The organism is Couchioplanes caeruleus (assembly GCF_023499255.1).
Lineage (GTDB): Bacteria > Actinomycetota > Actinomycetes > Mycobacteriales > Micromonosporaceae > Actinoplanes > Actinoplanes caeruleus_A.
On sequence record NZ_CP092183.1, the window covers coordinates 3,293,342 to 3,309,725 of the forward strand.

At 66.1% G+C, this 16,384-nt stretch carries 9 protein-coding genes; 8 read left to right on the forward strand and 1 reads right to left on the reverse strand.

Annotation, left to right across the window (positions count from 1 at the left end):
* Positions 1-14: 14 nt before the first annotated feature.
* Complete coding sequence (locus tag COUCH_RS15370; RefSeq protein ID WP_249612758.1) at positions 15-419, reverse strand: NUDIX domain-containing protein; 405 nt, start codon at positions 417-419, stop codon at positions 15-17.
* Between the two features lie 264 nt (positions 420-683).
* Between COUCH_RS15370 and COUCH_RS15375 the strand changes: the two genes are divergently transcribed.
* From COUCH_RS15375 to COUCH_RS15410, 8 genes are all read left to right on the forward strand, one after another.
* A complete protein-coding gene (locus COUCH_RS15375; protein ID WP_249612759.1) occupies positions 684-1,082 on the forward strand; it encodes a hypothetical protein in 399 nt (132 codons plus the stop codon).
* Positions 1,083-1,175: 93 nt separating this feature from the next.
* Positions 1,176-1,499 carry a hypothetical protein gene (locus COUCH_RS15380; protein WP_249612760.1) on the forward strand — a complete coding sequence of 108 codons (324 nt, stop codon included), beginning with the start codon at positions 1,176-1,178 and terminating at the stop codon, positions 1,497-1,499.
* Between the two features lie 840 nt (positions 1,500-2,339).
* On the forward strand, positions 2,340-5,399 hold the full coding sequence (locus COUCH_RS15385) for a LamG domain-containing protein (protein ID WP_249612761.1): 3,060 nt from the start codon (positions 2,340-2,342) through the stop codon (positions 5,397-5,399).
* A 55-nt stretch (positions 5,400-5,454) separates the two neighbouring features.
* Positions 5,455-12,039, forward strand: a complete 6,585-nt coding sequence (locus COUCH_RS15390) for an RHS repeat-associated core domain-containing protein (RefSeq protein WP_249612762.1) — start codon at positions 5,455-5,457, stop codon at positions 12,037-12,039.
* A gap of 22 nt (positions 12,040-12,061) precedes the next feature.
* Positions 12,062-13,090, forward strand: coding sequence for a hypothetical protein (locus COUCH_RS15395; protein WP_249612763.1), 1,029 nt, complete (start codon positions 12,062-12,064; stop codon positions 13,088-13,090).
* A 25-nt stretch (positions 13,091-13,115) separates the two neighbouring features.
* Positions 13,116-13,556 carry a hypothetical protein gene (locus tag COUCH_RS15400; RefSeq protein WP_249612764.1) on the forward strand — a complete coding sequence of 147 codons (441 nt, stop codon included), beginning with the start codon at positions 13,116-13,118 and terminating at the stop codon, positions 13,554-13,556.
* 566 nt (positions 13,557-14,122) lie between these two features.
* A complete protein-coding gene (locus COUCH_RS15405; protein ID WP_249612765.1) occupies positions 14,123-14,293 on the forward strand; it encodes a hypothetical protein in 171 nt (56 codons plus the stop codon).
* Between the two features lie 54 nt (positions 14,294-14,347).
* On the forward strand, positions 14,348-15,358 hold the full coding sequence (locus COUCH_RS15410; protein WP_249612766.1) for a tyrosine-type recombinase/integrase: 1,011 nt from the start codon (positions 14,348-14,350) through the stop codon (positions 15,356-15,358).
* Positions 15,359-16,384 lie beyond the last annotated feature (1,026 nt).

Here is a 16,384-nt window from a genome sequence, read left to right on the forward strand (position 1 = left end):
CAACGCGTTGATGGTCAGGCGCGAGCGCCCCGCATAGCTTCCATCAACCCCGTGCGTACGGGTTCGTGGGCGAGCGGAGGTAACTCCTCCGGCAAGAACCAACGGATCTCGTCATGCTCATCGGGAGCGGTGTTTGTCGGTGTCCCCTCCCACTCGCTGACGATCCAGGCGCTCAAGCGCACGGACTCCTCTGCGCGGCCTATATCCAGCCGGCACAGGTGGATCGCCGAGCCTGTTGCTATCTGCACGCCCAGTTCCTCGTGCATCTCCCTGGCGAGCGCAGCAAGCTCCGTCTCGCCTGCATCGATGTGTCCACCGGCCAGATCCCACACGTTCGGGTACGCATGTTTGTTCGGGCTTCGGTGGACGAGCAGGACTCGGCCTTCGCGAACCAGCGCTGCGGTGACGATCTCGGGCATGGGCGGGATTTTCGCATGGCCCTCCGACAAGAACGTCCGCAACTGCCGCCGACAACGCGCGTTCGCCCGAGTGCGGGCGCTCACGTGAATGACCTGGGTTCGGCTCACGTTATCGGCCTGGGCCGCCGGGTTCTCGGCGTGGAGTAGTCGCGGACAAAGCTGGTGAGCCGATCCTGTCGAGGCTGGTCGTTTGGATGGTGGCGGTGGTGCGACGGGTGGCAGGTCGCCGGTGCCCCTCGGGGTGACAGCACCTAGCTTGCTCGCGTGAGCTTCGACTTGTTCGTCCAGCGGTTCGAGAACGGCGATGCGGCTGCGATGGATGGCATCGCGTTCCGTGCAGTCTGGGGGCCGTATGTCGATCGCACCGAGCCAGAGTTCGACCTGTGGCATGTTCACGTCGATGACGGTGGAGTCGCGGAGATCTATGGCGGTGTCGCAGATGAGAGCTTCCCGAGCCTCATGATCTCCAGGTTCTCGCGCGGCTGCGTTCTGGACCTGCTGGTCGAGTTTGCTGCCTTGGCCGATGCCGTGGTGCTGCCGCAAGGTTGCCCGACGCTTCTGGTGCGTGAAGACCAACGGCGTCATCTGCCCGAGGAACTAGGCGCGGACGCGGTCATCGTGCGTGGCGGCGCGGACGTGGAGCGCATCTTCGACGGGCAATGATGAGAAGGGGGTGTGTCCAGGCTCGGGCAAGCTCAGTTCGGGGATGTTGTGGGTCCATTCGTCGATGATTTCGGGCCAAGGGGTGACCCGGCCGTGGTCGTCTCGGAAGCCGGTGTCGGCGTTAGAGGAAACGCGGGCCGACCTTCAGGTGGCAGCGAGCTGGTCGACCGGCCGGACGGCTGGCGCGACAATCCGGACGCCCTGGCCGAAGGCGTGGCACCGGTGGTGGCCGACAACCATACCCGGGCGTCGGTCGCGTCCGCCGAACTGGACGGCCTATGGGTCACCCACGCGCGCTGCAAGCTCGAGACCGCCCGCCACGTCTCCGGCGACCACCCCGCCGCCGATGCCGCCCTCCGCGCGGCGTTGAGGGACGTCCCGCACGCAGTCCCCGACCGACATGATCCGCGGGCTTAGCCCCGCGCGACTTCTGCGCTGGAAGGCCGCAGGTTCCCGCACGCGTCGTCGAACTTCGGACTCAGCTCTCAACAAGGCCGCTCAAGCAAGGTATTCATGATCATCCTTGTATCAAAGATCGATGAGTCGTAGTCTTCCCTCGCCGTAACGGCATTCACGGGGGTCTGTATGGCTGGTCTTGTCGCGTCCCATGCTGTCCACATTCGACGGATCTCTGCGCTGGTGGCCGTCGTCGCCGCGGTAGCGGCGGTGACCGTTCACTCATCACCGGCCAGCGCCTCACCGCGTCCGGTCGGCGTCGCCGGTTCCGCTCGGCAGACTCTCGCATCAGCGGATCCTGCCGCGGAAGCCTCCCAGCGCGCGGCCGCTAGCGGCCAGCGGGTCGAGGTCGTCGAAGCGAGAGATGAGTACTCGCAGACGTTCGCGAACCCGGACGGTTCCTTCGTCCTCCAGGAATCGGCTGCTCCGCAACGGGCGCGCGCGGCGGACGGGAGCTGGTCCGACCCGGATCCCACGCTGGTGCCTCATCCCGACGGCTCGGTAGGGCCACGTGCGGCTGTCACCGGCCTTGCGTTCGCCGGCAAGGGTGACGGTTCCGGCCTGATCCGGCTTTCTCGCGCCGGCCAGGCCGTCACGGTGGATTGGCCGGGGAGCCTACCTACGCCGCAGATCATCAACGACACGGCGGTCTATCCCGAGGTTTTGCCCGGTGTGGACCTTCGACTCACGGCGACCGTCGAGGGGTACCGGCAGGTTCTGGTAGTCAAAACCCCGACCGCGGCTGACAACCTTGAGCGGTCCCCGGTGCGGTTCACGATGCACGGAACCGGGGTCCGGGTCGTGTCCGGGCCCGGCGGCGGGGTACGCGCCGTCGACGCCGACGGCAATGCCACCTTCAGCGGACCGGCCGGGTTGATGTGGGACTCGACCGGCGATAACGAGATCCCGGCGGCCGGCAAGAAGACAGCGAAGGTTGCGGCGGGCGAAGGGACCGAGCCCGCGCAAGAAGTTGGTTCCGACTCGGTCGATGGCCCGGATCTGGACGACAAGTCCGCCGAGTTGCCCGTACGGGTCAGCGAGGGGTTTGTCTCGGTCGTACCGGACGCGAGCCTGCTGCAGACTGCGAGCTATCCGGTCTACATCGACCCGCCGGTTGGGTTGAGCGCCTCGAAGCGGACCGTCGTGACGTCTAACGGTCATCACTATTGGCAGTTCGACAACGACTACGATGAGGACAACCACCGTGACCGTGGTCGCGGCGTGGGCCGTTGCAGCTCTCAGGTGAGCAACGGCGTCGGCATCATGTGTGCCTCTCCGGCTTTTACCAGCCGGATGTTCTTCTCGTTCAGCCGGTCGAAGCTGGCCGGGAAGATCGTGCAGGACGCGACTTTCCGGCTGACGGAGACGTGGTCGTTCACGTGCACGCCGTCGTGGGTGAATCTGTACCGCACGTCCGGGGACATCTCCGAGGGCACCCGGTGGCCGGGTCCGTCGACCGTCGATCTGCTCGGCGATCGGAAGGTGTCGCACGGGCGTGGGTCGGCGTGTGATCCTGACCAGCCGGCTGCGGCAGTGGAGTTCAACGACAACCCGGACGAGAGCAACGAGAACTTGACCTCGACGGTCGCGAATCTGGCCAAGGGCACCTGGTCGACGTTGACGGTCATGCTGCGTGCCAATGACGAGTCGGATCCGAACAGCTGGAAGCGGTTCAAGAACGACGCGACTCTGCAGGTGACGTACTTCCCGGCCCCGGGCGTACCGACGGGCGTCGGTGTGCAGGCCACCAACGATCCTAAGTCGGTCACCTGCCGCGACTCCGCACACGCCGTCACGGTTGCCGACCCCACCCCGCCGGTGAGCGCGACGGTGCAGACGTCGGTCCAGCCGACAAGCAGCGAGAGCAAGGGTTCCCTGCGCGCCGGCTTCGAGGTGCAGGCGTACGACGCCACGAAGAAGACCTGGGGCAAGGTCTGGGGCCAGGACGTGCCGGGTAGCGGCTACGCCGTCGATGGTACGAAGGAATCCCCGCAGACCAGCACCCTGGCCGACGGCAAGAGTTACCGCCTGCACGCGCAGACCGTGTCGCACGGCAGCTACGGCGGGAAGACCCAGGATCCGCGATCGGCGTTCTCCGGCTGGTGCTACTTCACCGTCAACTCCAAGGCCCCCAAAGCGCCGGTCATCGTGCCGGACGCGCACGGGCCCTACACCGAGTGTACCGCCAACGCCTGCGCGCCCGGCGGCGGCCCGGGGATCAAGGGCGCTTTCACCTTCCAGCCGGACCCGGTCGACAAGGACGTCACCGGGTACCGCTGGACGCTGACCGGCGGCAAACCCCACGACGTCACCGGAGCCACCGTCACAGTCAGTGACATCACGCCGCCTGTAGCCGGCACGCTGCTGCTGACTGTCGAGGCCGAGGATCTTCCCGACCGCTACGGCCCGCCGAAGATTTTCTCGTTCAAGGTCGAAACCCCGAGCGGCCCGGTCGGCCGCTGGCAGTTCGGCGAGACATCGGGTACGAATGCAGCCGACACCGCCGCCGACGGCATCCGGCACCCGCTGACCCTGACCACGGGAAGCTCCTTCGACACGCGGGCTCGCCGCGGTGACACCGTCGGCGACCACGCTCTCGCCGTGGACGGCAAGACCGCGTACGCGGCCACGAGTCAGCCGGTCGTCAACACCGCGACGTCCTTCACCATCGCCGGATGGGCGTACCTGACTGACACGAGCCGGGCGCAGAGCATCGCGAGCCAGACGGACGGCGCCGGAACCGGCTTCAACCTGGGCTATCAACCGGCGACCGGCTGGGTCTTCGACTGGCACCGCGCGCCGGCCGGGCAGACCGCCAAGATCGCGCGTTCCGTCGCCCAGGTCACGACCACCCCGGCGAAGGTGTGGACCCACATCGCCGGCAGCTACGACGCCACCGCCAAGACGGTGCAGCTCTTCGTCAACGGCCGGCCCCAAGGCACCCCAGTGCCGGTGGCCGCCGACCTGACGCCGATCCTGACCTCAGGGGGACTGCAGATCGGCCGAGGCGGCGACACCGCCACCCCGGGCGAGTACACCGGCGGGCTGATCGACGAGGTCGAGGTCTGGAACCGAGCGCTGGCCGCGGACGAGATCCGCCTCGACGCCCAGCTCGTCGGCCCGGACGGTACCTCCGCGACTGTGCTGGCCGGCGCCTGGCTCGCAGATCAAGGCTCGGGCACCTCGATCGCTGACACCTCCGGATACTCCAAGTCCGCGATGACCCTCAACGCCGGCGCCGCGCTCAGCGAGGAAGGCGTCGTTGTGTTCGACGGCACCGCCGGGTATGCGAGTGCTGCAGGGCCGGTCGTCGACGAGAGCGCCTCCTTCACCGTCACCGCCCGCGTACGCCTTGACGCCGCTGCCATCGCGCAGAAGCCGGCCGGGTACCTCGCTCAGATCGCCGGGCAGCAGACCTCCGGCGAGAGCTCCTGGGGGCTCTGGTACCGGCTCGACTCCGTCGCCGCCGGCGTACCCCAGGGTCGCTGGTTCTTCGGACGCACCGCCATCGACGGCTCGTCCCGGGTGATCGGCAGCGGCGAGGCGCGCAGCGCCGACACCGTCGACCTGAGCGCCGACCCGGTCGTGCAGGTGACCGGCGTCTACGACGCCCTGGACGACAGCCTGCACCTGTACGTGGGCGAGCAGGAGGAGATCCCCGACGACCAACCGCCGACCTTCCCGTACGTCCAGCGCGGATCCGGAGAGCTGTCCATCGGACGCGGCCGAGCAGGCGGAACGTGGGACCGATACCTGCCCGGCCAGGTCGGAGAGGTTCGCATGTGGGCCGGCGCGATGACCCGCAACCAGATCATCACGCAGATTCTCAGCATCTGCACCAACGACTGCGACACCGAATGATTCCGGCCGGGCAGCCGGGCAGCAATGTGACGACGAACGACGGGGCGGCACAGCGATGGTTCCTCTGATCACCGGCGGCACGCCGTCAAGGTTCGTACGCAATTCCGGCACGTGGCGCCGTCGATTCGCCGCCGGGACGTTGTTGACGCTGATGGCGGCATTGCTGCACGGGCCGCAGGCGGCCCAGGCGCAGGTAGGGCTCGGTAGCCCGGCTGTGCCGAAGCCGCACGTCGACAAGGTCCAGCCGTTCACCACGACGGCCGAAGGCCGCTCCCGCCTGGCGCAATTCGCGAAAGACCGAGCCGCAACGGCCGCCTCAGCCAGGCGAGCCATGCGCGAACAGGCCCGTGCCGCCGCGTGGCCCACGCCTGGAACAGCCGACCTTACGGTTCCGTCCTCCGGCACGGCGGCGACCACGGCCGGATCGCTGCCCATCACCCTCGCCGCAGCCCTGAACGGCAACGCGACAGCTCGGGCCCGCGTCACGGTGCTGGACCAGCAACAAGTCACCCGAGCCGGTGTCCAAGGCGTTGTCGTATCCGTCGTACCGACCTCTGGGCACCCCGGCCGAACCTCCTTGCGGCTCAGCTACGCCGGGTTCGCCAATCTGTACGGCGGTGACTTCGGCGGCCGGCTTGAACTGGTACGGCTACCCGCCTGCGCGTTGACCACCCCCGAGAAGGCGGCCTGCCGCACCCGTACGCCCGAAGCCTTCGACAACGAGCGCGCCGCCCAGCGCATCACCTCGACCGTCGATCTGAGCGCAGCCTCGACTGCGCGCCCCGTGGTGCTGGCGCTGACCGCGGGAACGAAGTCGGGCGGCGGGAACTACGGCGCCACTCCGCTGACGGCCTCCTCGAGCTGGGAGGCCGGCGGTTCCGCCGGTGCATTTTCATGGAATTACCCGCTGCGCATGCCGCCGGCCGCGGCGGGACCGTCACCCAGCCTCACCATCAGCTACAACTCGGCCAGCGTCGACGGCCAGACCTCCTCGTCCAACAACCAGGGCACACTGGTCGGCTCCGGGTTCGACATCACCTCGTCTTACGTCGAGCGCTCCTACAACTCCTGCGACGACGACGGCCATGACGGCAAAGAAGACCTCTGCTGGAAGTACGACAACGCTACGTTGGTGCTCAACGGCAAATCCAGCGAACTCGTCATGGACGACCCGGCCGGGACTCGCAAGCCGGGTGACGGTAAGCCCGAGGTCTGGCGGCTCAAAGACGACGACGGTACGAAGGTCGAACACCTCACGGGCGCCGACAACCAAGCTCACGGCGGCGAATACTGGCGGGTGACCACGGGCGACGGCGCCCAGTACACATTCGGTCTCGCGCACCTTCCCGGAGCCGGCAAGGACGACGACACGAAGTCGGTGTGGACGGTTCCCGTCTTCGGTGACGACGCTGATGAACCGTGCCACGGCGACACCTTCGACGCCTCAAACTGCACACAGGCATGGCGGTGGAACCTCGACTACGTCGTGGACACCCACCGCAACGCCATGTCGTACTGGTACACCGCCGAACACAACAACTACGCCAAGAACGGCAAGGACAAACCCGGCACCGACTACGTCCGGGGCGGGTACCTGAACCGCATCGAATACGGCCAGCGCGACCAGCACCTGTTCGACCCAGGAGCGCACGCACCGCAGAAAGTCGTCTTCGACACCGACGAGCGGTGCCTGGTTCCCGACGGGTGCGGTGCACTCACCCACGACACCATGCACAACTGGCCCGACGTGCCGTTCGACTCCCTTTGCGCCGATGGTGAATCCTGCGTCGGGCGGGACAGCCCCGCCTTCTTCACCCGCCGGCGGCTGACCGGACTCACCACGTACTTCTGGAACGGCGCCGGATACCAGAGCGTCGACTCCTGGGATTTGCACCAGAAATACCTGGATCCGGGCGACATCGGCGACAGCAGCGATCAGAGCCTGTGGCTGGACTCGATCACCCACACCGGGCACATCGGCGGTACCGACATCGCGATGGACCCTGTCGTGTTCACTCACACCTGGCGTACCAACCGTGTCGACAAGACCGACGACATCCTGCCGCTGAACAAGCCTCGCCTCAACACGATCAGTTCTGAGACCGGTGCCCTCACCACCGTCACATACTCCGAACCGGATTGCGACGCCACGCCCGAGCACCGGCGGATGCCCGCCGCCGAGGATGACAACACGCTGCGGTGCTTCCCTGTCCGCTGGCGGCCCAACGGCGGCGACACCGCTCGTAAACTGGACTGGTTCCACAAGTACGTGGTGACCGACGTGCGGACTACCGACCCCACCGGCGGGTCCCGGCCGCTGGTGTATCACTACGACTACAGCGGACCGGCTTGGCACTACACGGAAGACGCCCTGACCCCGCCCAGTGAACGCACATGGTCACAGTGGCGCGGATACGGGAAGGTCACAACCCTCACCGGTGATCCCGGCGAGCTGACCCAGTCCAAGAGGGTGACCGTCTACCTCCAAGGCATGAACGGGGACCGGCAGGCAGACGGCGGTCATCGCAGTGTCAAGGTCAGCGGCATCACCGCGCCCGCCATCACCGATGACGACGTGTTGTCCGGCTTCGTTCGCGAGCAGGTGACCTACAACGGCATCAACGGTGCGGAGGCAAGCGGCACCGTCAACGACCCGTGGTTCGAGCAGACCGCCAAACGGCACTTTTCCTGGCTCGACGTCGTGGCCGGTTACGTGCGTACCGGCTCGGTCCACTCCCGGACCCGCATCACCAGCGGAACTCCGCCCACCGAGCGCAGCCGCACCATCACCACTTCATTCGACCACTACGGCGTCGCCGCCGCAGTCGAGGACCAGGGCGACACCGGCAAGGCGGGCGACGAAACCTGCACCCGCACCTGGTATGCCCGCAACCCCGACCGAGGGATCACCACGCTGGTGTCTCGCATCCAGACGCTCGCCACCCTCTGCAAGGACGTGGACAAGGCGTCATTGCCTGCGAATCCAACCACCACCGGTGACGTGGTGTCGGACGCCGCGGTGGCCTACGACGGCGCCGCATGGTCCGAACAGCAGAAGCCGACCAAGGGCGAGGTCAGCTGGACCGGCCGGACCCAGGGATACACCACCGCGCGGGCACCGATCTGGCAGACCGTGACCACCAGTGGCTTCGATGCGCTCGGCCGCGAGACCAGCCGCAGCGACGCACTGAGTCACACCAGGACCACCCAGTTCATCCCAGCCGGCGCCGGCCCGTTGACTCGTACCGTCGTGACAGACGCCTTGGGCTATGCCGTCACCACCGACCTCAACCCCGCCCTGGGGCTGCCCACCACCATCACCGACCCGAACACCAAAACCACTCAGCTGGCGTACGACGCGCTGGGTCGGCTGATCAAGGTCTTCCTGCCGAATGTGGCGCACCCCAGCGGTCAGTCACCCAACATCGTCTACGGCTATCACCTGTCCGCCACCGACGCCTCTTGGGTATCCACCGCGACCCTGCGGGGCAACAGCACCACGAAATACAACACCACCTACCAGCTGTACGACTCCCTGCTGCGGCCCCGCCAGACACAGGCTCCGTCGCCCAGCGGAGGCCGGCTGATCAGCGAGACCTTCTACGACAGCCGCGGGCAGACCGACAAGACCTACGGCGACATCTACGACGACACGAGTGCCCCGTCCGGTCAGCTCTACGGAACTCTGAACGCCCAGGCGCCGTCGGAGACGCAATTCGCGTACGACGGATTGGGCCGCAACGCCACAAGCACCTTCCTCTCGTACGGCGTGCCGCAGTGGTCCACGAAGGCGACGTATACCGGCGACTCCGCCGCCACGTCCGCCGTGCAAGGCGGTTCTGCCGCCAGGGAGTACACCGACGTCTTCGGCCGGGTCACCGAGCGTCGCACCTACGCCGGCCCCAACCCGGACAGCACCACCTACACCTCGACGCTGTTCACTTACACCCCGAGCGGCAAGACAGCAACGATCACCGGGCCTGACAAAGCCGTCTGGACTTATCGATACGACCTGCTCGGCCGCAAGACCTACGAGTCGGACCCCGACAAGGGCCGCACCGACACCACCTACACCGAACTGGACCAGATCGAAACCACCAAAGACGCCAACCAGAAAACTCTGATCTTCGACTACGACGAGCTGGGCCGCAGGCGACACGAGTGGTCGGGGACCAAGAGCGACGCAACGCTGCAGGCTCAGTGGAACTACGACGGCATCGTCAAAGGTCAGCAGGACAGCTCGACTCGCTACGTCGGCGGCTTCAACGGCAAGGCGTACACCAAGAAGGTCACCGCCTTCGACGACATGTACCGGCCCACCGCCACCCAACTGGTGCTGCCCGGCGACGATCCGCTCATAGCAGCCGGTGTACCCACCACGCTCAACTTCTCCAACGACTACAACGTCGACGGTACGCCTCAGTACAGCGACGAACCCGCGGTAGCCGGGCTTCCGCGCGAGGCTGTCAGCTTCGGATACAACTCACTGAGCATGCCCACCACGGCGGCAGGCGCCAGTGGATACATCCTGGGATCCAGCTACACCCCGCTGGGCCAACTGCAGCAGATGGTGCTCGGGACATCGCAGACCAACACCAAAAAGGTCACCGTCACCAACACCTACGAACCGGGCACCCGGCGGCTGAAGACCTCCGACGTCACCGACACCACTCATGCCTTCAAGCTGCAGGATCTCGCGTACTCCTACGACGACGCCGGCAACACGACGGCCATCACTGACGCCGCCACCCTGGGCGGTACGGGCCAGGCCGACAACCAATGCTTCGCGTACGACGGCTACCGCCGCGTCACGGAGGCTTGGACGCCGAAGTCTGCCGACTGCGCCGCGGCTGGCCGGACCACCACCAACCTGGGCGGCCCCGCCCCCTACTGGACCAGCTACGACTACTACGACGCCGGACTGCGCAAGACAGAAACCCAGCACGCGGCAGCGGGCAACACCACAATCGCCTACACCTACGGTGAAGACGGGCAGCCGCCGCACGCGCTGACAGCCACGAGCACCACCAAACCCGGCAGCACGACACCGGCGAAGAACCCCTACCACTACGACGCCGCCGGGCAGACCATCTCGCGGCCGGGAGTGAACGCCGCCCAGACGCTGAGCTGGGATGTCGAGGGCAAGCTGCAGAGCGTCAGCGAGCCGGCCACCGGCACGGCTGCAGCAACCACCACCTCATACCTCTACGACGCCGACGGTGGCCTGCTGTTGCGCCGCGCCACCGGCGGAAGCGGTGAGACGGTGCTGTACTTGGGCGCCACCGAAGTGCACTACACCTCGGCCACCAAGAAGCTGTCCGGCAGCCGTTACTACAGCGTGGGCAGCCAGACCGTCGCCGTCCGGACTGCCACGTTGGGAACAGCCGGAACGAAGCTGACCTTCCTTAGCGGAGACAGCCACGGCACCGCAAGCCTGGCCATCGACGGCTCGATCGTCAACGGCACGCCGGCGGCGCAGACATATACCAAGCGTTACACCGCCCCGTTCGGCGCACCACGCGGACCGAAGGCCACCACCTGGCCTGATGACAAGGCGTTCCTCGGGAAACCCGCGGATTCCGGAACCGGCCTGACCCACATGGGTGCGCGCGAGTACGACCCCACGATCGGCAGGTTCCTGTCCGTCGACCCGCTGCTGGACTCGAGCGACGCCCAGTCGCTTAACGGCTACGCCTATGCCGACAACAACCCAGCCACCGTCAGCGACCCGACCGGGCTGGACGGATGCTCGACCGGCGGCCAAGGCTGCGTCGACCCGGACGGCAACGGCGTGTACGCACCGCCCGGCAGCGAGGGCGGAGGCACGGGCGGAGTCGGGTCCGACCCAGGAACCGACTCGGACAGCGGATCGGGATCCGGGAGCGGAACCAACCGCGGGCCAGGCGGCGACTACACGACCGACCACAACGCCGCCGTCGCAGACGCCGTGAAATGGATCAAAGCAAGACACCCCGAATTGGAAGTTCGGGGTGAATACGTCGTCGCGGGAGGGTCCAAGCAAAAGGGTAAAGGGGGAACCCTGACCGGCAATGACGGCCGCGCCGACATCACCGCATTCGACCACCAACACAAAATTCTGTACGTGTGGGAGGTGAAGATCGCCCGGGACAATCAGAAGACACCCAACGGATTCGGCGCGACCGAGAACCGCGGCCCCGCCGACCTCGCAGGTTATATGAAAGACTTGAGAAAGCAACACAAGGACTACGACGTCCAAAAGGGCTTCAACGTGCCGTGGATCGTGCGCGATCCCGCCCCGAAGGATCCTAAGAGCGTGCTCATCACCGTTTCGGCCACTCTTAACGGCCGACCATCCCCGGAATTCGATGGAATCGTCAACTACTACACCAGAAAGAAGCAGGAACAGAAACAACAGACGGCGCAAAACTCCGGTGGGGAGCAACGTGGCCAGGAGCGCAGCCAGGATGGCGGCGAACCTAGCCATTCCTGGGGATGGGTCAAACCCGTCGGTGGGGCGCTGTCCATCATCGGAGGTGTGGCACTGCTGACTGCGACCGTCGGCGAGGACGTGCTGACCGGCGGTGCCGGCATCGCCGATGACATCGTGACGGTGCCCGCTGGCGTGGAGATGATCACCGCCGGAGCCGGGGCTCTATAGCGCCCAGGCGACGCTATCCTCCATGGCGGTTCTCGTGATGAACGTTCACGGGTTTCTTTCGATGACGGTTGCGGCAGTTCGTGAGGATCGACGGATGCGGGAGTACGGTCTCAACCTGGAGCTCGACGTGCAGGCCGCGGCGGGCACGGAGGTGACGGACATCGTCGCCGGCTGGTTCGACGAGGCGTCGGCCGGCGCGCTCAGCGAGCCACGGCGTGCGCTGGAAACGGACGGCCCGCCACCGGCGGCCCCCCAGTTTGTGGATCCGGGGTCATGGAACCCGGCAGGCGCGCCCGTGCACCTGGCGGGCACGCTGTCGGTGTCAGGCCGGCGAGCCAAGGCATTCGACGGTAAGGCGATCGCCTGGTTGCGGGACCGTCTGGCGGACGATCCGGAACGGGTGGAGCTGCGCTTCGCCTTGTTCGCCGGGAACGAGCCTGACGCTCCGAACGTGTGGTACCCGTCGTTGTACGCCCACCGGCCGGAAGACTCGCCCGGTTGGCTGCGCATCGGCGCATACGTAGCAGAGAAGATCTTCTTGGATCCCATGCACGGCGCGGAGGCCCAGCGTCTCTGGTTGGGCGTGCTGCGAGAGTTCGCGCACCGGCTGAATCCTGGTTTCGGTCAAGTGGAGTACGGCTTCGACACCAGCGGGAAGACGGCGTTGGAGTGGTCGTTCCCACCGGCCATCCCGTTGGAAGAGCGAGACCCGGAATACACGGTGGCTCAGTCGCGGCAGCATCTGCGTGGCTATTCGTGGGTGACCGTGGTGCCTGAGGAGCTCGCGAACCGGTTGGGTGGAGTAGCGGCGCTCGAGGGAAGCGGCGCGTTCGTCGAGGTCACCGCGCTGCGAAACGGGGGCGTCTGGCTGCTGGCCACCCCGGACTACCGTGACTACGGTCCTGAGCAGGTTGAGCGCGTGTTCCAGGTCCTGGCTCCGGTTCTCCGGCCCGGCCGGCCGGAGCTGCGCGACTACGTGCTGGGCGACCCTCCGCCGCGACGCGTGGTACTGCAAGACGCCGCCGTCGCCAGCGGCAGAGCTACCAGCTGAAGGCAACCAGGAACGGAGCCGATGCGTGGGCGCCTCGATGTGGGACTACATCACTCCATTCCAGCCGGACCTCGCCGCAGCGCTCCAGGCGTTACGCCGACAGGTGTTCGAAGAGCAGGAGTACTACTTCCTGCCTGGCGACGACGGCTGGCCGCAGACCATGGAGCAGCTGTCGGCGGACGAGGAAGTGCACTACACGGGCACCCACTCCATCCTCGACATCTCCCGCGTTATCGGGCCTGACGAGCCAGACGACTACGGCACGCTGCGACCCCTGCGTCCAACCGAGCAACTTCGATACTTCGGATCGCAGACGCCGAGCCGCGACGACTTCCTCCACGCTTACGGCCAGAGAGGACCGAGAACCTTAGTGCTCCAAGGCGTGAGATGGAGCGGCTACTGCACGCCTCTATTCGCGGACGGCAAGCCTATGGAGATCGCCATCTGGGGATTCTCCGGCGACTGATAGGCGTGCCAGCGGCATAACTTTGCGCGCTGCGCAGAGCAAATCGCTCGGGACATCTGCAGGCCACCGCCACCCGTACCAAGCGGATGGTCCCGCGCAGTGCTCAGCCTGTCTTCGGCGCAGGGTGCTGTCGCGGCTCCGAGCTTCCTGCGAGCAGGCGAGGCAGCGGAAGGACCCTCTGCGTCCAACGACCCCGGACTTGGCATCCGTGCGCCAGCGAGGAACTGCGTTGGCACGACGGAGCAAGCGCCCGGCACCAGCTCCCGACCCCGCAGCCGGACGGTGACCACAACATCCTCGACGTGGCACCGAGGCGGCCGCAATCACGAGGCGCCGCACAGCCGGGTCGACAAGCTGCGCCGGAACGGCCCGGCGGACACACCTACGACCTGAGCGCTGACAAGCGCGTAAGGCCACCCCGGCTTCAGACCGTTTGAACGCGTTCGAATATCGTGACTTTGACGGAGCACTCTTCTGACCTTCAGAAGAGTGCTCCGCGCCGCATCGCTGCTGCTCGGCGACTTGATCGATTGTGGGCGCCCTCGATTCGTAGTGATCCGGGAGCCATGACTGAAGCGCAGGTGTGGACCATGTCCGTTGCCGATGCGATTGTTCAAGATCCGGCGACAGGGTTGTTCGGGTTCCGGCTCGAGATGGGCCGCGATCACGTCGGGATCCGTGTGCAGGCGAGGCGGACCGGCTTCGCCACCGCGAAGGCCGCGACGGCAGAGTACTGACGGCTGTGTCGGCAGCGGGACGCGCGGCATCCGAAGCCGCGGCTGAGTGACAGCGTGCAGAACATCTGCGAAGGCTGGGTGCTGGCCCGGGAGCAGGAGCTGGAGCCGAACACCGTGTACGGCTATCGGTGGCTGTTCGGTCTGCTTTATCCGTATGTCGGCGGTGTTCGAGCCTCACGTCTCAGCGCTCGGATGGTCGAGCGTGCCTACCGCGAGTTGGAGAAATGTGGCTACTCCCGAAGCACGTTGCGAACTTTGAACATGGTGCTGGCAAAGGCGTTCCTGGAACAGACCGGTAGGAACCTCGGGGTGCGTAAGCCGCGTGAGAGTGACGACGAGCGGCCGGTGTGGTCGCTCGCCGAGGCGCGCCGCTTCGGCGACTACGTCGCTGAGGATCGTCTGTACCCGATGTGGCGGCTGATGCTGGTGTCCGGTTTGCGTCGAGGAGAGCTGTGCGGTCTACGGCGGGGTGATCTGGAGCCCGTTCAGGGCACGCTGACGGTGCGCCGGCAATTGGTGGTCGAGGACCCAGGGAGCCGGGTCCGGGTGAAGCCCCCGAAATCTCACAACGGCGTGCGCACGCTGGTGCTTGACCCGCTGACCGTCGAACTGCTCACGGCTGTTGCAGCCGGGCCGGCGGCGCGGTACATGTTCACTGGCCGAACGGGTCGGCCGATGCGGCCGGACAATCTCACTAACCGGTTCCACCAGCTCGCTGTAGCGGCTACGGTACGGCCCATCGGCCCGCATCAGATTCGGCATCTGATCGCCTCGAGTCTGCTCGACGCCGGTTACGGCGTCCACGAGGTCGCCGAGCGACTCGGCCATGATCCGGCGACTCTGATGCGCTACTACACCCGGGTCAACGCAACCAGACGTCTGCAAGCGACGGACTGTATCGCCGAGCTGATGACATTGCCCGATGCCCGGTCAGGGACGCCACGGAACCGGGCAGACGACATGCCACAACTTCTCGTCCATGAGGTCCGCAAAACCTGTGAAGTCGCGCGCAGACCGAGACCCGGAAAGCATGTATCAAGGTCCAATCGGTCGCCAATTCGATAGAGGTAGGGCCACTCAAAGTTCGGCCACTTGCGGTGGTTCCCAGCGGCCTCACGCAAATCAAATCAGGGGCGACGCCCTGCGTTGGAGAGGACCTCCGTAGGGCGGCCGATTCGCGCAGAAATCCTCTCCGAGGAATGTTTAAGCTGGAAGGACTGCCGGTGCGAGTCAAGGGGTCGATCCGATGTGGCGCCAGCACGCCGCTCACTCGTCCACGTCGGCTCTCCTGGGCGTCAACGAACCGAAGGAGAACGGCTGGGAGAACCCGTTTGAGGGAACCCAGGTCGGCGACGCCGCAGGTAGGATCGTTGTGAGGGTAGAAGCTGGAGGTGGCTGGCAGCGACACCTTTACTCGGTCGGGTATACTTTTCAGTGACCTGGTAAAACGTTTGTTAGCACGTCGCTAGGCCCTCTAAATGCCCCTGGGGGTCAAGGGGTCGCAGGTTCAAATCCTGTCAGCCCGACGTTGTGAAAGGCCAGCTCAGCTGGCCTTTTTCATTTGCCAGCGTGACTGTGTTCCGATCACCATGACACGCATTTTTGCACGAACGCGCGTACGGTTTACGCATCTGTCGTTGATCGGCTCTTCCTTTTCCGCTTGTGGTGCGGTGTTGCTTCGGGTCCTGCTTTCCTGGAGGGGGCGCTGAGCTGGGGATACGTACCTCTGGGTGGTTGGCTGTCGGGTTCCGGAGGCGGCCGTGGTTGTCGAGGCGGCCGCTGTCTACTGTGGATGATCGTGACGCCTGGGAGACACGGACGCTCGTACGGTGATCTTGGGCTGGTGCGCCGGTTGGGCCGGTGATTCCATGATCGCGCTTGGTGGCCGGGTGTAAAAGTTGACGGCGGTTGTCTCGGGTTGTCGGTGGTTGCCTCGTCGGTGGGCTGGTGTGCTGGGGTAGGCGCCGGTCGGCCGGTGTGGTTGTGGGTTGGGGTCGATGTTCTGCCCGATAGGGGAGTGGGCGAGCCGCTTCGAGTCCTTGGTCGTAGGCGTTTGCGTCGGTGCCGAGCGCGCGTGGACGGCGTCGGGTT